We start from the raw sequence: 17,409 nt of genomic DNA on the forward strand, positions 1-17,409 counted from the left end.
AATCCTTTCGCAATGATCCAAGTTGGATGCGAATCTTCATACATTCTTCATACGTTCCTCAATCTTTCCACACATTTTTCATGTATGCTAAACGAAAAAGTGGAGGAGGAATACACTTGAATTGGAGTTTGCTTTTGCTTTTGGCGTGCCCTTTAATGATGCTCTTTTGTATGAAGGGCATGTTTGGAGGGAAGAAGGATGGAGGATCTCATGGAGAGACAGAAACATCCGTTATTACCCAAACGAAATTCAACAGGATGCAAATCCAGATGGCGGATTTAATCGAACAAAATCACAATCTCATGAAGGAAATTCAAGCATTGAAAGAGTCTTCCTTACAGGAATCATCGTTCTCAAATGTTGTAGATTTAAAGGAAAGAGTGACGAATAGCGATAGAAAAGAAATCTCCTAAATCAACAGCAGATAACCAGCAATTGGTGAGATAGAATCATAGTCTGATAAACATAACTATTAAACCGCGTATTAACATGAAGAATGGGAGAGATGAAAATGGTAAGATTGGCAAAAAATATTACGGAGACAATCGGAAACACGCCATTGGTTCGATTGAATAAGCTAAGCGATAAAACGGGTGCTGAAGTATATGGAAAGCTGGAAGCATGTAACCCTGGGGGAAGTGTAAAAGACAGAATCGGTCTTTCCATGATTGAGGCTGCCGAAAAAGAAGGGATCCTTACAAAAGACAGTATCATTGTTGAAGCAACGAGCGGCAATACGGGAATTGCCTTGGCCATGGTTGCCGCTGCAAGAGGGTATAAGTTGATCTTGGTGATGCCGGAAACGATGAGTCTTGAAAGACGCAGCTTGTTGCATGCGTACGGAGCAGAACTAGTATTGACACCAGGATCGGAAGGAATGAAGGGCGCCATAGCAAAAGCAAATGAATTGGTTTCACAACATCCGAATGCTTTTCTGGCGCGGCAATTTGAGAACCTGGCCAACCCGGAAATACACCGTAAAACAACAGCGGAAGAAATTTGGAATGATACGGATGGACAGATTGATCTTTTTATTAGTGGAATCGGAACAGGCGGAACGATGACAGGTGTTGCGGAAGTGATCAAGGAACGGAAGCAAGGGTTTCAAGCTATCGCCGTTGAGCCGGATGACTCTCCTGTCTTATCCGGTGGTACACCAGGTCCCCATAAAATTCAAGGTCTTGGGGCCGGTTTTGTACCTGCAATCTTAAACACCGCGTGTTACGATGAAGTGATTCGTGTGAAAAATCAGGAAGCATTTGAAATGGGACGGAATTTGGCTCGGGAAGAAGGAATTTTAGCAGGGATTTCTTCTGGAGCCGCTTATCAGGCGGCGCATATTGTGGCGCATCGCTCTGAAAATAAAGGGAAACTGATCGTAGTCATATTACCTGATACTGGTGAACGCTACCTGTCTACGCAATTGTTTCAAGAACAATAGGTGCCAAATAAAAAGCACGTGGATGCAAAAGATCGTAAACCGTAATGGTGCGATCTTTTGCAATAAGATGGGATTGATTTGCATTTGTATTTCGGAAGTTATGGATGTCTTGCTGTGTTGTTGTATTGATACGGTGATCAAGCTAACGAACGGCTGTAACGATCATATACATGCCATTGCTTAATTTTACGACATCGCCCATAACGGCTAAAGCTATTTCCCGCATGATCACCTGTTGCTCTTCTTCATTTTTGGCGCGTATCAAGACAGAATTGCCAGGATTCACGATATTGATATCATGCGCTTCGGTAGCAATGATCGCATAAATGTTAATGCCGGACATGTTCTTCTTCCCACTTTCTTAAAAAAAGATGCGTTTTTTTGATGCTTTCCAGAACCGGGGTATGCCGAACCACTTGGATCATCGTTTCGATATCATGTAGAATCGGGACAACAAAAAAGACAATGCGTCCATCTTCATAATTTTTTCGCGTATAATGGTAGCGTTTCACACCTAGACTTCGCGTGATTTCAAACAGGATGGCTTGTCTTTGGCCAAAGTTATCAAGAGCGATCCGGTAGTGTTGGGATTTGGGATATACGACAACTGCCATTCCTTCATTCAGGATCATTTCCTGGCCACGTTCGATGCCAATCCGATTGGATACAAATATAGTATCGACGTATAATTCATCGTTTTGAATCAAAATCTCCCCTTGCCGTACTTCCGCGATGTCTCCGATCCGTTTTCCTCTTGAAAATCTGGTCAATCCAAAGAAAACGGCAAGACCAGCAATGATGCTGACAAGGATGCGCAACAGAATGCTTTTGTGCTCCAAGACTTCCATACATATACCGATTGCGATCGCAACCAGCAGGGAAATGTAATTTCTTGCTTCAAACGTTTTGGCAATGCCGTCTATGTACGCATTTCCCCGTTTCGTATATTCCGTTTCTTCTAAAAGTTGCAGACTGTTCAATTCCAATTTTCTTACGTTTTGAAATTGCGTCAATGCAAGAGTCAGAAATGTAACGGCTGTAAAATTGTTCGCCATGAGAGCAGGAATGGCCACTGCGCCTAATGTGGAGGCTACGAACCCAAACACTGCCTGATTCAAATATCCGTTTGGAAACGAGGGGTATTGCCGGTAATCTTCCCGAAGTGTAGCGATTCGGGCAAGTGTACCGCCAATGATCGCGATGACAATCAGATAGAGGTGTGGAGTTGTCAATACAAGTGCTTTCACGAACGTTCTCTCCATTTTTATATTTCAAACGTGTGGATAAAGTAAAACATAGGTAGTATAACCAGTTTCATTCGGGCAAATGCAAAATCCCCCAACACAGTTGTTTTGGGGGATTTTCGAATCGCATATCGATGTTCTGTCTAACTTTTTAATTTATAGCCACAATTCGGGCAAAATGCGGCATTTGCCGGCACTTTTTCCCGGCATTGGGGACACGTGGACGGAGTTGTTTCCAGCTTGGTGCCGCATTGAAAACAAAATCGATTCGACATTGCATTTTCTGTTGAACAATTTGGACAAACAATACCAGGATTACGTAGTGGAGCTTGATTGGGAGGTGGAGTAGGGACATATCTGGGATCCCGCTCATAATACTCACGATCATAATGATGATCATGATGACCTCCATGATGACCACCGTGATGCCCTCCTCCGTGGTGTCCTCCATGATGCCCTCCGCCAAATAACTCTCTAAAAAAATCTGACATGTAAAATTCCTCGCTTTCACATTAAATTTATAGAAAAGGTTCAAACATGTTGCAGTTTTTTATAAACAGCCCAATTCGCTGATTTCTTATTCATGGTGATGTTCCGGTTCCTGATCGCAACAAAGGATGGCATCTTTATGCGGGTGACCGTCATCTTCTGTTTGAATGGTTGCATGGCTAATGCCCAAATGGATAAGATTATGTTCAATTTCCCGGATAATCGATTGACTCTGGCGAATGGACATACTTCCATCAAGCACTACATGACAAGATAAAGCGTTCTTTCCGCTGGTTATGCTCCATGCATGCAGGTCGTGTACATCATATACGCCCTTGATCGATCGGATTGCTTGCACGATATCCGGAATGGAAATCCCGCTTGGTGTTCCTTCCATGAGAATACCAATGGTTTGTTTCAAAATCTTCCATGCGCCAAACGCAATGAGTACGGCGATCAAGAAACTGAGGATGGGATCGACTGCATACCAGCCTGTCGTTGCAATAATGATGCCGCCAATAATAACGCCCGCGGATGCGGCCGCATCACCCAGCATGTGCAAGACTGCGCTTTTGACATTAATGTTTTCCTCTTTGCTGAGCCCCAATCCAAGATATAGATTCATAACGAGCCCGACTCCGGCGCTGATAAACATCCAAGTGCTGCTCACAGGTTCCGGAGATTGCAACCGTTTGTATGCTTCCCATCCGATGACCAAGGCAATGACAATTAACGACAAAGCATTAATAAAAGCAGCCAAAATCCCCGACCGGTGATATCCGTATGTCATTGCTTCGTTTGGAGGCTTCATCGCTTGCTTCATGGCATACCATGACAAGCCGATCGCCGCAATATCTGTCAAAACGTGTCCGGCATCGGAAAGCAGCGCCAAGCTGTGGGAAATATAACTTCCGATCAATTCAACAACAAGGATCACAAGGGTTAGAAAAAAAGCAATTTTCATTTTGCCAATCGGGGCATGAGAATGGAAAACCCCACTGTGGTCATGATCATGTCCATGATCGTTTGTATGTGAGTGTGTTGTAGCCATCGAATCTCTCCTTTTCAAAGGATCAAAGATCTTTTTACAATTCAACATGTAAGACCGGGATCGCAGCAAGCGCAAGCCGTTTAACGTGACGAGCAGTGTTGCTCCCATATCTGTTAGAATTGCAAACCAAAGTGTCAGCCAGCCTGGGAATACCAGCAATACGGCAATGGTCTTCAGTGCCAAAGCCAAGAAAATATTTTGTTTGATAATGCCAAGTGTCCGTCTGCCTAATGCAACGGCATAAGGTATCCTGGATACATCGTCCGACATCAATGCGACGTCTGCAGTTTCCAGCGCAACGTCCGTTCCCGCTTTCCCCATGGAGATCCCGACAGTGGCGGCTGCGAGTGCCGGAGCGTCATTGATCCCATCGCCGACCATTGCCACCTTTTTTTGTGTTTGCAGCAACTTCTTCAGTTTTTCCAGCTTCTGTTCCGGAAGCATTTCTCCGTAATACTCCCGAATGCCTACACGTTCCGCAATGGCACGGGCCGTTTGCTGTGTGTCGCCGGATAACATGACGATCTGTTGAATGCCTAAATGATGCAGCGCTTGAATTGCAGCGGCGCTTTGTTCACGTACCTGGTCCGAGACAGCGATCCAGCCAAGAATCTCGTATTCATCCCCCAGCAGTATCAAGGTTTGGCCTTGTGCCTGGATCCGGTTGATTTCCTCCTGAACGGTCGACCAATCGATATGCAGGTCATGGAACAAACGGACATTGCCGATATAATAGGTTTTGCCGTCGATCCTGCCAGATGCGCCTTTGCCGACAAGGATTTGCATGGTTTCCGCCATTTGCGGGGAACTGACACCCATGGCATCCGCTTTGGCGAGAATCGCGCCGGCAAGCGGGTGTTCCGAACCTCTTTCCAGCATTGCGGCAAGTGTAAGGATCTCCAGCTTCGAACGTGAGCTTGTGGTATCCCAATCCATGACAACAGGTTTGCCTTTTGTCAAAGTTCCGGTCTTGTCAAAGGCAATTCCTTTTAATTTCCCCAGTTCCTCCAGATATAAGCCGCCTTTGATCAGAACTCCGTTGCGTGCAGCCGAGCCGATTCCGGTAACGATCGCGACCGGTGTCGAGATGACGAGTGCACAAGGACAAGCGACGACGAGCAATGCCAAGGCTTCGTATATCCAATGTTTCCAATCCCCATGAAAGAAGAGGGGAGGAACAAAGGCAGTCATCAATGCCAAGCTCATGACAATCGGCGTGTAATGTTTGGCAAAACGGTCGACAAATGTTTGGGAAGGAGCCTTTTGGTTTTGTGCCTCTTCCACCAAATGGGTGATTTTTGCCAATGTAGTATCCTGTGCAAGAGCTGTGGCACGCATGCGAATGGTACCTGTTTGATTCAAGGTTCCCGCATAAACCGCATCGCCCGCCTGCTTTTCGACAGGCATCGATTCGCCTGTAATCGCCGCTTCGTTGATAGTGGTGGCACCTGCCATGATTTCGCCATCGATTGCCAGTTTCTCCCCGGGTTTGACGAGCAGTTCATCTCCGATCGCCAGTTGTTCAACAGGCAGCCGAACTTCACGCCCGCCGCGAATCACGATGGCTTCTTTTGGCGCAAGATCCATTAACGTCCGGATCGAGGAGCGGGCTTTCTCCATGGAATACGACTCCAGCATTTCACTCACGGAAAACAGGAAGGCTACGGTTGCTGCCTCTTTCCACTGGCCGATGAACAGTGCGCCAATGACAGCAACTGTCATTAATACGTTCATGTCAAAATCAAGGCGCATAACATTTCGCAAACCTTTTTTCGCGACCGAATATCCGCCAAGAAGGATGGAAAGAAGCAGAAAGAGCCGTCCCGATGCGAATGACCCAAATCCCCATCCCAACAGCAGACATACGAGAGACAAACCGGTTGTCCAAACCTTTTGTGAACGATACCAGGGAAGCTGTATCAAAGATTGGGCAGAACCCTCTTCAGCGAAGGAAACCTGTTCGACTTTTCTCGCTTCTTTTTCCAATTGATCTTTGGAAAGCGTACCGATGACCATTAATTTGGCTGTGGCAAAATGTAAAGATACTTCTGTCAGTTCAGGCAACGCCTGAAGATGCCGCTCAATTTTGGCGGCGCAACCTGCTCAGGTCATGCCTGTTATATGATAGACCGATTTTTTTTCCGCAGTCATGTTGACGTTCGCCTCCTACTCCTACTCCTCATCCCATTCGCAATGTCCACAATCATCCGTATTTTCCTGCAGATGGAGAGCTTCCTGAATCAAATGCCGGATGTGCGGGCTTTGCAAGCTGTAAAACACCATTTTTCCTTCCCGCCGATATTTGGCCAGTCCCATATTTTTTAGCAGACGCAGATGATGGGAAGCGGTAGCGTTCGACGAGTCGATAATCGTAGCCACATCACATACACAAAGTTCGTTTTCTTTGCTTAGTGCGTATACGATGCGCAACCGAGTTTCATCCGCCAAGGCCTTGAATAAGGGAACGATCCGATCTGTTCGATTCATTTCGGTTTGGCGGCGTTGGACTTTTTCCGGATCATACATGAAGATATCGCACGTATCGTTACAGTCTTGCTGTTTTGGAAGATCATGTTTATCGAAAGCCAATTCGAAATCCCCCTTGCTAACTATTCAATCAAAGCAACATTTGTATGTGTTTCTAGTATAAAAATATTCATCATTAAAATCAAATGTTCATTTGAATGTTTGAGTGATTTAATTTATGTTTTTATGAGAAAAGCAAAAGCGAAGAGAAATATGCTTAGAACAAGAAACCTTAAGATGGGTTTACCAGCTTTTATATCGGAATAATTTTGCTGTTATAACTGGTAATTGTTAGAATTTATTTTCCGAAATACGCATTTGGACATTCATTGCTTATAAAATCGATTTGTATTCTCATTTTTCCATTGTTTTTGATGTTTTCGATTTTAGGATGTGTTATCAGGATAAGTGGAAGTTAAATATTGGAAAGGCGATTATGGATTCCTTTTCTTGAGAAGCATGGATCAGAGGGTAGATCGGTTAGATGGCAAATATCTAATTGGTACGTATGACAATATGCTTTTTGCGAAAGACAGACTTGGTGTTTTTTCACAAGCAGTTTGACATGTGAAGCCACCTTTCGATCACTGGAACGACGTAAAGAAGACGAACTTGGAACCGCCGCTGATTTACCATCCGAACGAAGAACGGATACGAACCCACATTCTGCTTTGCTGGTTGGGGTTACTGTTGATTCATATCATTGAAAACTAAATTAGGTAACAAGTGGAACGAGGTAAGGTTTCTGATGCAAACGATGCATATGGTGGAATACCAATCAGGGGTAGCTTTTTAGTTGTTGTTTTTTTACTCAGGAACATACAACTTTAAGTACTTTCTAGGTATCGACTCCCTTCGTGGTAAGTCAGAACAAGCACAGCCAAAACGGAAACGGCATCCGGCAGAATCCCTTACGCCTGAGCAGTTGAAAAAAATCGGGTATGTGCGGGGGAGTTTGTACTTAAAGAAACCGCCGCATATGCCCGAAAAGGAGTTCAAAGTGTACCGAAAACGGACGCTGGATCTTATTTGGAAAGAGTGGAACATGCACCTTTCCAACAAAAAGGCTTCCTTTCGAAGATTGATGAAGGCGTTGGAAGAAACACAAAAATCCGACAAATAACTGGAGGTAGAAAAAATGCTAAATCGTGTGATCTTGATTGGTCGACTCACAGCAGACCCAGAATTGAAATACACGCCGAATGGGATTGCGGTTGCAAATTTTACATTAGCGGTTGACCGTGCACGTGCCAACCAAAACGGGGAACGTGAAGCCGATTTTATTCCCGTGGTCGTTTGGCAAAAAGCAGCGGAAGCGTCTGCTCAATACCTTAAAAAAGGAAAAATGGCAGCCGTAGACGGACATTTGCAAATTCGTTCCTACGAGAACAAAGAGGGACAACGGGTGCGTGTGGCAGAAGTTGTTGCAGAAAATGTCCGTTTCTTATCGCCTGCCGATCACAATGGTAGTGGCGGAAATGGTCAAGTAAGTCAAAATCGTCAGCCACAACCGTCCTATTCCGGCGGAACAAGCGGACATGGAGGTGGAGGATATTCCAGCCCCAATCCATTCAGTGACCCGTTTGGTGATGGACGGCCTGTTGATTTAGATTCCGACGATCTGCCATTTTAATTGACACATTCGCAATCTAACGTGCAAACGAACGAGGAGTGAAAAAATATGGCGATTTTACTTTTAGCGGGATATACTGAATTTGAGGTGATCCCAATGGATAAAATTGAAAAAATTTTTGAGGAACTCGATAAACTTAATAAAGATGAATTAAATGAATTTAACGAGAGATACATTGAATATATCGAAAACAAAGGTTGGTTAATTTTATCCGAACAAACTCTATTCGAGGATTGGGACAATGAACAAGATGACGCATATAACGACCTATGATATAGGGGATGTGTTGTTGGTTCCATTTCCCTTTAGTGATTTGTCGGAAGTCAAGCAAAGACCAGCTATGGTGATTAACAACAAAGAACATCAAAGAGATACAAATCATGTGATTTGTATGGTTATCTCTTCAAAAGAGCCAAAAGGAAAATGGGATATTCGCTTAGAAAAATGGAAGGAAGCCGGTTTGTTGTTTCCTTCTATCGTAAAAATTGGCAAGGTTTTTAGTCTGGATCACTCAGAAGTCAGAAAGTATCTAGTGTAAAATGGCTGAATTATCCAATGACTATGAATCTATGATATACTGTGAAGCAAAAGATTCATAGAATGGGACGGATATATTTTGCATAAACAAACCGCAATTAAAATCGTACTGAGCGAACGGCAACGAAAAGTGCTGGAGAAGATGGCCAAAGGAACCCACACACCGCTGCATTTCATCGAGCGAGCCAAGATCATTTTACTTTCGGCACAAGAGGTCAACAATTGCGAACTGGCTCGACGTCTCAGCCTCAGTGTCGATACCGTAAAGCGGTGGAGGAAGCGCTGGTCAACTTTTGCGGTGGAACTGGAACAAGTCGAAACCCATCGCCCTCATGTGCTGAAAGCGAAAATTGAAGCGGCCTTAACCGACGAACAACGATCGGGAAGACCGTCTGCGTTTACAGCCGAGGAAGTCGCCCATATCCTGACCTTAGCCTGCCAGACACCCGAAAGCTTGGAACTGCCGTTTAGTCATTGGACACCCGGATTGCTTGCCCGCGAAGCGGTAAAACGTGGCATCGTTTCCTCGATTTCGACGCGTCAGGTCGGGCGTTTTTTAAAACGAAGCGGACTTGAAACCCCATCAAGTGAAAGGATGGCTCAATCCGAAGATCGATGATCCCGAGTTGTACCATCAACAAGTGAAACAGGTGTGTGACGCTTATCATGAGGCATCGGAACTCGCTGAACAAGGAGTACACGTTTTATGCACGGATGAAAAAACGGGTATTCAGGCGTTAGAACGCGCACAGGCCACGAAACCGATGAAACCGGGGCAAGTGGAGCGCGTCGAGCAGGAATACATCCGGCATGGCACGACCAGTCTTACCGCTTCACGCGATGTCGTCACGGGCCAGTTGATCGCTCCGATGATTCAGGCGACACGTAATGAAGCCGACTTTGTGGAGCATATCCGCCAAGTGGTCCGCCATGATCCAACAGCACCTTACCTGCTCGTGATGGATCAATTGAACACGCATAAGTCCGAGTCTCTGGTTCGTTTCGTAGCTGCGGAGTGCGGCATACCGGAAGAAGCACTTGGTGAAAAGGGCAAGTCCGGCGTTCTGAAAACGATGGAATCCCGCGCCGCGTTTCTTACCGATCCTAGCCATCGTATTCGCGTGATCTACACGCCTAAACATTCTTCTTGGCTCAACCAAATTGAATGTTGGTTTAGCATACTCTCACGCCGTCTTCTGAATAAACGCGCCAGCTTTGTGTCAGTCGAAGATTTAGAGCAGCGTATTGCCGCATTTATTGATTACTATAACGAACATTTGGCCAAACCCTTTCGTTGGACTTATGCTGGTAAGCTTCTAAAAATGTAATTATTATAACGCGTTACTTACGCCATTACGCACTAGTTTGCCAGATTATCATCCTATTAAAATTATGTATTTCTCTGATCTACAGTACCAACACGGGGTGGATGGGGTGGAGATTGACGGCAGCAAAGTAAAAATATATGATCGGGAAAAGACAATCTGCGATATCGTTCGTTATAGGGAAAAGATTGGGATTGATATTATGAAGGAAGGATTGAGGAATTATCTGCAACGGCCAGGAAAAACATCACGAAGCTGGTGGAGTATGCAGAAAAATTGCGAATTAAAACAGTTCTTCTAAAATATCTCGAGGTGCTTTTGTAATGAGTAATATCAAGAATATTCCGGATTCCGTAACATAGCGATTAAGAAATATAGCCAAGCCGAGTGGTAAGGCATTTGATTTGGTTTTGCTCTCATATCTGCAAGAACGTCTCCTGTATCGATTATCCATTTCGGAATTTAGGGAAAAGTTTGTACTAAAAGGCGGTCTGTTTCTCTTCTCCTTAACACAATTTAAAGCAAGACCAACAAAAGATATCGATTTCTTGGCTAGACAGATTGCAAATGATACCGAATTTATAAAAGCTGCTTTTGAAAAGATATGCAATTTAACAGTTGAAGAGGACGGCGTAAAATATAATGCTGCGAGTATGACGGTGGAGCGTATTAAGGAAGATACTGACTACGAAGGTGTCCGCATAAAAATATCTGCCTTTTTAGGCCGAATGAAAAAGTATTGCAGCTGGATATCGGATTTGGGGATGTCATTGTTCCAAAGCCGCAGGATATTGATTATCCTGTACTGTTACATATGGCGTCACCCAATATTCAGGCATATTCAACTGAATCTGTCATAGCAGAGAAGTTTGAAGCAATGATCACACTTTCGGTTGTCAACAGCAGAAAGAAGGATTTCTACGATATTTATTCGTTACTAACGACAGAGAACTTTGATGACCGAGTCCTAATGGAAGCTGTTTTCGAAGCATTTCAACGCAGAGGAACTCATGTTGAAAGAGAACATCCTGTTTTCTCGGCGGCTTTTGCTACAGATCATGCAAGAGTGAAACAATGGATTGCCTTTTTACATCGAATTGGAGTTGCTGAAACTCTGGGTTTTCAAGAAGTGATGAGGAAGATCATAGAGTTCCTTTCACCTGTTTATCAAGCAGTGATTACGGAAGAGGAATTTTTTAGTTATTGGGATTGTCAATTGCAGGAATGGTTAATTAAACTCCGGAATACAAAGCTGGTTGATTATTTAGTTGCTCCTGAAAAAGCCAATTTTCAAAATCCGTTCCACTGGATGTAGTGTTCTTTCTGACTTTTAAACGCTATATACAGTATGTCTTTAGTTGTAATTTGGACTTTTTCAGGGGTAACTATTTAAAAGATCTAAATTCCTTCAATTAAAAGGGAAATGGACTGAGATTTGCAATTTGTTATAAATATGGGTTTTAGAAAGTACAAAAGCACACTGGGGTTAGGAGGGATGGAAATGTCCTATATCGTTGATTTTAAAAATGTGTCTACGGTTGGTTTAGAGTCTTCACCTGTAGTAGAATCGCTTGCTGGTTTACGTGCTAATGAAGCCCGTTACTTCATGAACAAATACAAGCATGAATTTACGGTTGTACCAGCTAGCGAAAGCCAGGAGACCCTTGATTATGTGAACCGAATTTTGAAAGAAGAACGTGATATTGAGTTTGCGACCAAACCTTTAGAAACGTCGCGTTTTCAAGTGGAAAATATCAAAATGGCCTACGTCTTTTATGAGGATGGTCTTGTGGTCAACGTCATGTATACGGTTGATGACCCTAAGAAGCGGGCCGTTGGTTTTAAGCTTTCTGAGGGGATGGAGGTACCAAAGGAGTTAGAAGGGAAGTTTAAGTTTGCTAGGCAGAAGTCTAAGCTAGCTGGAACAATCCGGGGCTCGTTTTTTGTAATTAAAGGAGAAATTAAAGTAAGCAAAAGCGCAAGCACAGCGGTGGATCCTATATTTGCTGAAGGTATTCCAGCAACAATGTTTGGCGTTGCAGATGTTCGCAAAGAGTCGAAAGATTATTGAAACACGGCGTAAAGTTTACTATGGAGCCGATAGAAATGGGCGAAGTTACATTAGACGTCTTCGACGATACATGCGGTAACCTTATTCAGATAATGCAGAAGTAACATTATGACTAAATAGAAAATCTGCATAGAAGAGAGCCAACAAATCTTTGCCTATGGTTTGTCAGTTATTTTTTTTATTGCTGGTGCTACCAGTGTTTATGAAGTTCATCAACGAACACATGCGCAAGTTCTTTCGGTATCATCAGTTATGATTAATGACAAAAACATACAAAAAGCTCAAGAAGATTTAAAACAGATTATTCATGATGATCAAAAATTGGTTGTACAACTTGATGTTTCAACATCTGATGGTGAAATGATAGGATCAGGTTTTTTATATGATAACAAAGGTGATATTGTCACTAATTCCCACGTTATAGAAAATGCTTCAAAAGTGGCTGTTAAAATGGCCGATTCGACGACCTATCAGGGAAGCGTGATTGGAAAAAGTCCAGATATAGATATTGCTTTAGTTCGTGTCGATGCACTTGCAGGAAAAGCTCCGATGAGGATTGCAAATTAGCACCTATAAGTTAACATACCAAACTGGATTTGAAAATAACAAGTTACGTATTATTCAGGGTAATGCAGAAAAAGAGTAAAAGTAGGACAATAATTTATCACAATATGGCAGGGGATAGGGAAAGCCAGGATAAATAAATTCAGGGATTAGGAATAGACTCATACAGAACATGTGAACTTATCGAGTCTTTAAAGTTTTGGTATTTTTCTTTTTTGGGCAATAGGATGCCCGGGCTTGAGGAAACTCATGCATATTTGGATACCTATATTTGTCCAAATATAAGTGAATGAATGTGCTTTTCATGTATAATGAAAACTAAGATACATGAGATGCACTTCGTTCTTTTAGGAAGACAGTCTAAATTGGCGGTGAGCTTTATGAGACAAATGGTAACCGACATCGAAATGAAAGCTATACAAGAATTATACACAAAAATCAAAGACGATCTTCAAGTAAATAAAATCATACTTTTCGGATCAAAAGCTAGAGGAGAAGCAACGGGATATTCCGATGTTGATCTTGTTATCTTAACCGAAAAAGAGAAAACTAAGGAAGATCGAGAAAAACTGTCTCATATATCCGCAGATCTCAATATTGATTATGGAATTGCTTTGAGTTGTATGTATTTTAATGTTGACGAATGGCTTTCTGGAGAAAATGTAAACCCATTTCTTAAAGATAATATAGAGAAAGAGGGAGTTGAAATTGTCATACAGTGAAAAAGCCATTGGAGTTATGTTGAGAAAAGCGAACGAGAAGTACGCTTCTGCTAGTGACGATTTTGAAAAAGGCCGATATGATAGTTGTATTGGCAACTTGGAGCGCAGGTTTCTGGGAGAGTAGGACGTTGCCAGACAATTGAAAAAGAAGCTCCACTTGACAATTACGTGTTGTCAGGTGGAGCTTCTTTATGTTGGCTTTATGGTTTGCGCTGGATTGTTACACGATTTTGGTTATATTAGGTAATTAGGTTATAATACATAATAAGAAAACGGTTACAATCGATTGGAATTCAGGGTATCTTGCAGGGAAAAGAATTAGAGTAGATTATTACAAGTATCTTATGCAGGAGGAGGGGAACCATGAGGTTAAAAGATCACTTATTATCAATATTAGAATCATTTCATGATGTGGTGCTAGTGATCGCAAAGGATAGTACAATAGCGTATGTTAATCAGGCCTATTCTCGTCAATTTGGTGTCCCGGTGAATAAAATTATTGGACGAAAACTCAATGAAATAGAATCTAAAGCTCGAATATTAGAGGTCTTGCAAACTGGGATTCCTTTAATTAATGATTACAGTTATGTTCATTCATTGAAAAAAAGTATCTGTGCCAACATTACCCCTTTAATCGAAAATGGTGTGATGATCGGAGCGGTAGCAATCATGAAAGATATAAGTGAAATACGAGATTTGCAAGAACAACTGGAACGGTATAAAAAATATTCGAACGACTTGGAGGAAAAATTGGTAAAGAGGAATTTTGCGCTTTTGGAAAGCAGTTCTCCCCCAATGCAAATGGCTGTAAATTTGGCACGCAAAGTAGCTACAACGGATGCTACTGTGCTGATTTATGGTGAAAGTGGAGTAGGAAAAGAAGTATTTGCAAAATCGATTCATAATGCAAGCAATCGTGAAGGGCAACCGTTTATTGCAATCAATATGGCTTCCATTCCGGAAAACTTATTTGAAAGTGAACTGTTTGGGTATGAGGACGGTTCTTTTACCGGTGCAAAAAAGGGTGGGAAAAAAGGGATTTTTGAGTTGGCAAATGGCGGGACCCTTTTTTTAGATGAAATTGGGGAAATGCCCCTTGCCGCACAGGCCAAAATTTTACGGGTTATACAGGAACGTACGTTTCAAAGGATTGGCGGAACACGCCTGCATCCGCTAGACATTCGCATTATATGTGCCACGAATCGCGATCTTCGGGAACAGATTAGGCTTGGAAAATTTAGAGATGATTTATATTATCGATTAAATGTTGTTCCAATTAAAATTCCACCTCTTCGTGAACGAAAAGAAGATATTCCCTTTTTAGTAAATCATATACTGACAGAATTAAATTTTAAATACAATAAATCTATCGTAATTACGGATGAAACTTATAGCCAATTTGAAAAATATGAATGGCCTGGTAATGTACGTGAGTTGTATAACGTAATCGAACATATGATTGCTGTTTGTACGAATTCTTATTTTGAGCTTTCGGACATACCGGAATACATAAATAAGCAATTAAAAAATCATCACGCAAATAAATCGTTGAAAGGCAAACCAGCATCTCATGAAACAGATAATACTTTGTACCGAATGGTCGAACAGACAGAACGAGAAATGATTGAGGCTGTACTCAAAACTAGTAAAAATCGTTCGGACGCAATTCAGAAATTAGGGATTAGTCGTAAAGCCTTTTATGCAAAGTTAAGGAAATATGGGCTTTTATGAATAGTATTGAAGCAAAAAGAATCGAAACACAGAGTTGTTGGCAAACGTATTGAGAGCTTCGATGAAAATAAACTGTTTCATAGAGAAACAACTTGTGTGGTTTGGAAATAGGTAAACCAATTTAAATCCTTACTACTTTCTCTGAAACGCCTATTCTAATAAGAAATGAAAGTTGGCACCAAACTTGCAATTCATTCATTTGACAAGGAATGTATGTATGAGGAGAGGTTGCTATGGAGATCTTTAGACTGAAGGATCGGGTAGCGGTTGTTACCGGGGGAAACAAAGGGTTAGGACGGGCAATGGCATTGGGTCTTGCGCGGGCAGGTGCCGATGTCGTAGTTATCGGCAGGGATGAAAATTCGAATCAACAGGTTGTAGATGAGATTCGTGAGCTTGGCAGAAAAGCCACAAGTTATTCGATCGATCTTCGTAATACAACATCCATTCATAACACGATGGATGAGATATCCAAAACATTTACTAAAATTGATATTTTAGTAAATAATGCAGGCAGTTCTTTTACGAAATTTGCGCTTGAAGTAACAGAGGAAGAATGGGATCAGATTTTGCATTTGAATTTGAAGTCGTTGTTTTTCTGTTGCCAGGCGGCTGCAAAGAAGATGGTTGAACAGGGTCACGGGAAGATCATTAACATTGCGTCAATTGCCGGAGCAGTTGGTGAGGTAGGAATCAGTGCCTATACCGCAAGTAAAGCTGCGGTGATTAATCTTACCAAGTCGTTGGCGTTGGAGTGGGCAAGATATAACATTCAGGTAAATGCAATCGGCCCCGCTTATATTAAAACAGATTTAAATGCAAAACAGCTAGAAAATCCAAAAGTATATGAAAAAATCATTTCAAAAACTCCCATGAAACGATTGGGGCAGCCAGAGGAATTAGTAGGAACAGCAGTATTGCTCGCATCTGATGCTAGCAGTTTTATCACCGGCCAAACAATTTTCGTTGATGGAGGATGGCTTGCACAATAGGATATGAAGGACCTTTGGCAGTTAAAAGGGCAAAACTGGCGATCGAACGTGGTATGCAACTGTCACTTCAAGAGGAACTGGGATGGGAAGCAGAATTGTTTGGACAGTTATGTGAAACAGAGGACCAAAGTGAAGAGGCAAGTGCATTTTTGGAAAAGAGGGCTCCGAAATTTGCAGGGAAATAACAAAACTACCAAAACTTCAGAAATAGAAAGGGGTAAAACAAACATGGTTCAAACAATTGGTGTTGTAGGAGCAGGGACGATGGGAAACGGAATTGCTCAAGTTGCAGCAGAGGCTGGCTACCAGGTTATTTTGCGGGATATAGAAGAAAAGTTTGTTCAAAAGGGATTCAACACTATCCAAAATAACCTGAATCGCTCAGTAGCTAAAGGTAAGCTGTCAGAAGAGCGTGCACAGGAGATTTTAGGACGTATTCAAACAACTGTAGAACTAAAGGATCTAGCCGACGCTGATATTATTATTGAAGCAATTATTGAAAAAATGGAACCGAAAAAAACATTATTGAAGGAACTTGATGCTGTTTGTAAAGATACCACAGTATTTGCATCAAATACTTCCGGTTTAAGCATTACAGAATTAGCGACTGCGACCAACCGGCCTGACAAGGTATTAGGGATGCATTTTTTCAATCCCGTTCCGGTTATGAAGTTGGTTGAAATTATCAAAGGACAGGAAACATCGGAAGAATCATTTGGTTTTATAAAAAAACTGGTGGAGAGATTTGGTAAAGAAGGGATTTTGGTAAACGATGCTCCACTTTTCGCAGTCAATCGGATCCTTGTGCCCATGTTGAATGAAGCGATTTTTGTATTGGCTGAAGGTACAGCAAGTGCTGAAGATATTGACAAAGGCATGAAGCTTGGGGCGAATCATCCAATAGGTCCATTGGCGCTGGCAGACATGGTAGGGTTAGACACGTTGCTCTTTGTTATTGAAACATTATATGAAGAAACAGGTGATTCCAAATACCGCCCGGCACCATTATTAAAAAAATTGGTACGTGCAGGACAGCTGGGTAGAAAGACTGGCAAAGGATTTTATAGCTATTCTTAATCGGCG

At 42.3% G+C, this 17,409-nt stretch carries 21 protein-coding genes and 4 pseudogenes; 19 read left to right on the top strand and 6 right to left on the bottom strand.

What is annotated here, in order from left to right; all coding sequences use genetic code 11:
• The first annotated feature begins 116 nt into the window (after positions 1-116).
• Together LSG31_RS09335 and cysK are read left to right on the top strand one after the other, a co-directional pair.
• Entirely contained in the window at positions 117-413 is a 297-nt protein-coding gene (locus tag LSG31_RS09335; protein WP_347439010.1) for a DUF2933 domain-containing protein, read from the top strand.
• Between the two features lie 98 nt (positions 414-511).
• Positions 512-1,441 (top strand): cysteine synthase A, encoded by a 930-nt coding sequence (gene cysK / locus LSG31_RS09340; protein WP_347439011.1) that lies wholly within the window; start codon positions 512-514, stop codon positions 1,439-1,441.
• A gap of 142 nt (positions 1,442-1,583) precedes the next feature.
• On the opposite strand, the gene LSG31_RS09345 is transcribed toward cysK, so the two are convergent.
• The 6 genes and pseudogenes from LSG31_RS09345 to LSG31_RS09370 all read right to left on the bottom strand — a co-directional run bounded on the left by LSG31_RS09345 (position 1,584) and on the right by LSG31_RS09370 (position 6,751).
• On the bottom strand, positions 1,584-1,784 hold the full coding sequence (locus LSG31_RS09345) for a capping complex subunit for YIEGIA (protein ID WP_347439012.1): 201 nt from the start codon (positions 1,782-1,784) through the stop codon (positions 1,584-1,586).
• Entirely contained in the window at positions 1,771-2,688 is a 918-nt protein-coding gene (locus LSG31_RS09350; RefSeq protein WP_347439013.1) for a YIEGIA domain-containing protein, read from the bottom strand. Before LSG31_RS09350 ends, LSG31_RS09345 begins: the two co-directional genes overlap by 14 nt.
• 140 nt (positions 2,689-2,828) lie before the next feature.
• On the bottom strand, positions 2,829-3,176 hold the full coding sequence (locus LSG31_RS09355) for a zinc-ribbon domain-containing protein (RefSeq protein WP_347439014.1): 348 nt from the start codon (positions 3,174-3,176) through the stop codon (positions 2,829-2,831).
• 86 nt (positions 3,177-3,262) lie between these two features.
• Entirely contained in the window at positions 3,263-4,273 is a 1,011-nt protein-coding gene (locus tag LSG31_RS09360; RefSeq protein WP_347439474.1) for a cation diffusion facilitator family transporter, read from the bottom strand.
• A gap of 12 nt (positions 4,274-4,285) precedes the next feature.
• Positions 4,286-6,376, bottom strand: a pseudogene (locus tag LSG31_RS09365) (heavy metal translocating P-type ATPase); the annotation flags it as partial.
• A gap of 21 nt (positions 6,377-6,397) precedes the next feature.
• Positions 6,398-6,751 (bottom strand): ArsR/SmtB family transcription factor, encoded by a 354-nt coding sequence (locus LSG31_RS09370; RefSeq protein ID WP_347439475.1) that lies wholly within the window; start codon positions 6,749-6,751, stop codon positions 6,398-6,400.
• 796 nt (positions 6,752-7,547) lie between these two features.
• Between LSG31_RS09370 and LSG31_RS09375 the strand changes: the two genes are divergently transcribed.
• The 17 genes and pseudogenes from LSG31_RS09375 to LSG31_RS09455 all read left to right on the top strand — a co-directional run bounded on the left by LSG31_RS09375 (position 7,548) and on the right by LSG31_RS09455 (position 17,403).
• Positions 7,548-7,874 (top strand): hypothetical protein, encoded by a 327-nt coding sequence (locus LSG31_RS09375; protein ID WP_347439015.1) that lies wholly within the window; start codon positions 7,548-7,550, stop codon positions 7,872-7,874.
• Positions 7,875-7,889: 15 nt separating this feature from the next.
• On the top strand, positions 7,890-8,384 hold the full coding sequence (locus LSG31_RS09380) for a single-stranded DNA-binding protein (RefSeq protein ID WP_347439016.1): 495 nt from the start codon (positions 7,890-7,892) through the stop codon (positions 8,382-8,384).
• A gap of 48 nt (positions 8,385-8,432) precedes the next feature.
• Complete coding sequence (locus tag LSG31_RS09385; RefSeq protein ID WP_347439017.1) at positions 8,433-8,657, top strand: hypothetical protein; 225 nt, start codon at positions 8,433-8,435, stop codon at positions 8,655-8,657.
• Complete coding sequence (locus LSG31_RS09390) at positions 8,626-8,922, top strand: type II toxin-antitoxin system PemK/MazF family toxin (protein ID WP_347439018.1); 297 nt, start codon at positions 8,626-8,628, stop codon at positions 8,920-8,922. Before LSG31_RS09385 ends, LSG31_RS09390 begins: the two co-directional genes overlap by 32 nt.
• A 78-nt stretch (positions 8,923-9,000) precedes the next feature.
• On the top strand, positions 9,001-9,540 hold the full coding sequence (locus LSG31_RS09395; RefSeq protein ID WP_347435440.1) for a helix-turn-helix domain-containing protein: 540 nt from the start codon (positions 9,001-9,003) through the stop codon (positions 9,538-9,540).
• A complete protein-coding gene (locus LSG31_RS09400) occupies positions 9,494-10,249 on the top strand; it encodes a transposase (RefSeq protein ID WP_347435439.1) in 756 nt (251 codons plus the stop codon). The genes LSG31_RS09395 and LSG31_RS09400 overlap by 47 nt, the downstream gene beginning before the upstream one ends.
• A gap of 28 nt (positions 10,250-10,277) precedes the next feature.
• Positions 10,278-10,570: pseudogene (locus LSG31_RS09405) on the top strand (type IV toxin-antitoxin system AbiEi family antitoxin domain-containing protein); the annotation flags it as partial.
• A gap of 80 nt (positions 10,571-10,650) precedes the next feature.
• Positions 10,651-11,106, top strand: a complete 456-nt coding sequence (locus LSG31_RS09410) for a nucleotidyl transferase AbiEii/AbiGii toxin family protein (RefSeq protein ID WP_347439019.1) — start codon at positions 10,651-10,653, stop codon at positions 11,104-11,106.
• On the top strand, positions 11,037-11,561 hold the full coding sequence (locus LSG31_RS09415; protein ID WP_347439476.1) for a nucleotidyl transferase AbiEii/AbiGii toxin family protein: 525 nt from the start codon (positions 11,037-11,039) through the stop codon (positions 11,559-11,561). The genes LSG31_RS09410 and LSG31_RS09415 overlap by 70 nt, the downstream gene beginning before the upstream one ends.
• A 186-nt stretch (positions 11,562-11,747) precedes the next feature.
• Positions 11,748-12,206 (top strand): annotated as a pseudogene (locus LSG31_RS09420) (phage tail protein); the annotation flags it as partial.
• Positions 12,207-12,245: 39 nt separating this feature from the next.
• Positions 12,246-12,421: pseudogene (locus LSG31_RS09425) on the top strand (VOC family protein); the annotation flags it as partial.
• Between the two features lie 148 nt (positions 12,422-12,569).
• Positions 12,570-12,884, top strand: a complete 315-nt coding sequence (locus LSG31_RS09430) for a S1C family serine protease (RefSeq protein ID WP_347439020.1) — start codon at positions 12,570-12,572, stop codon at positions 12,882-12,884.
• 329 nt (positions 12,885-13,213) lie between these two features.
• Positions 13,214-13,603, top strand: coding sequence for a nucleotidyltransferase family protein (locus LSG31_RS09435; protein WP_347439477.1), 390 nt, complete (start codon positions 13,214-13,216; stop codon positions 13,601-13,603).
• A 363-nt stretch (positions 13,604-13,966) separates the two neighbouring features.
• Positions 13,967-15,334 carry a sigma-54 interaction domain-containing protein gene (locus LSG31_RS09440; protein WP_347439021.1) on the top strand — a complete coding sequence of 456 codons (1,368 nt, stop codon included), beginning with the start codon at positions 13,967-13,969 and terminating at the stop codon, positions 15,332-15,334.
• A gap of 233 nt (positions 15,335-15,567) precedes the next feature.
• Positions 15,568-16,326, top strand: a complete 759-nt coding sequence (locus LSG31_RS09445) for an SDR family NAD(P)-dependent oxidoreductase (protein ID WP_347439022.1) — start codon at positions 15,568-15,570, stop codon at positions 16,324-16,326.
• A 14-nt stretch (positions 16,327-16,340) separates the two neighbouring features.
• A complete protein-coding gene (locus tag LSG31_RS09450) occupies positions 16,341-16,511 on the top strand; it encodes a Clp protease/crotonase-like domain-containing protein (RefSeq protein ID WP_347439023.1) in 171 nt (56 codons plus the stop codon).
• 43 nt (positions 16,512-16,554) lie between these two features.
• Positions 16,555-17,403: a 3-hydroxybutyryl-CoA dehydrogenase gene (locus tag LSG31_RS09455; protein WP_347439024.1), complete on the top strand. Its 849-nt coding sequence runs from the start codon at positions 16,555-16,557 to the stop codon at positions 17,401-17,403.
• Positions 17,404-17,409 lie beyond the last annotated feature (6 nt).

The organism is Fodinisporobacter ferrooxydans, assembly GCF_022818495.1.
Lineage (GTDB): Bacteria > Bacillota > Bacilli > Tumebacillales > MYW30-H2 > Fodinisporobacter > Fodinisporobacter ferrooxydans.

Bases quoted from the DNA above. Each gene is read 5' to 3' on its own strand.
- LSG31_RS09440 (WP_347439021.1), top strand. From the start codon at position 13,967: ATGAGGTTAAAAGATCACTTATTATCAATATTAGAATCATTTCATGAT.
- LSG31_RS09360 (WP_347439474.1), bottom strand. From the start codon at position 4,273: ATGTTGAATTGTAAAAAGATCTTTGATCCTTTGAAAAGGAGAGATTCG.
- LSG31_RS09385 (WP_347439017.1), top strand. From the start codon at position 8,433: ATGGCGATTTTACTTTTAGCGGGATATACTGAATTTGAGGTGATCCCA.
- LSG31_RS09430 (WP_347439020.1), top strand. From the start codon at position 12,570: ATGATTAATGACAAAAACATACAAAAAGCTCAAGAAGATTTAAAACAG.
- LSG31_RS09445 (WP_347439022.1), top strand. From the start codon at position 15,568: ATGGAGATCTTTAGACTGAAGGATCGGGTAGCGGTTGTTACCGGGGGA.
- LSG31_RS09435 (WP_347439477.1), top strand. From the start codon at position 13,214: ATGCACTTCGTTCTTTTAGGAAGACAGTCTAAATTGGCGGTGAGCTTT.
- cysK (WP_347439011.1), top strand. From the start codon at position 512: ATGGTAAGATTGGCAAAAAATATTACGGAGACAATCGGAAACACGCCA.
- LSG31_RS09455 (WP_347439024.1), top strand. From the start codon at position 16,555: ATGGTTCAAACAATTGGTGTTGTAGGAGCAGGGACGATGGGAAACGGA.
- LSG31_RS09355 (WP_347439014.1), bottom strand. From the start codon at position 3,176: ATGTCAGATTTTTTTAGAGAGTTATTTGGCGGAGGGCATCATGGAGGA.
- LSG31_RS09345 (WP_347439012.1), bottom strand. From the start codon at position 1,784: ATGTCCGGCATTAACATTTATGCGATCATTGCTACCGAAGCGCATGAT.
- LSG31_RS09390 (WP_347439018.1), top strand. From the start codon at position 8,626: ATGAACAAGATGACGCATATAACGACCTATGATATAGGGGATGTGTTG.
- LSG31_RS09370 (WP_347439475.1), bottom strand. From the start codon at position 6,751: ATGTATGATCCGGAAAAAGTCCAACGCCGCCAAACCGAAATGAATCGA.
- LSG31_RS09380 (WP_347439016.1), top strand. From the start codon at position 7,890: ATGCTAAATCGTGTGATCTTGATTGGTCGACTCACAGCAGACCCAGAA.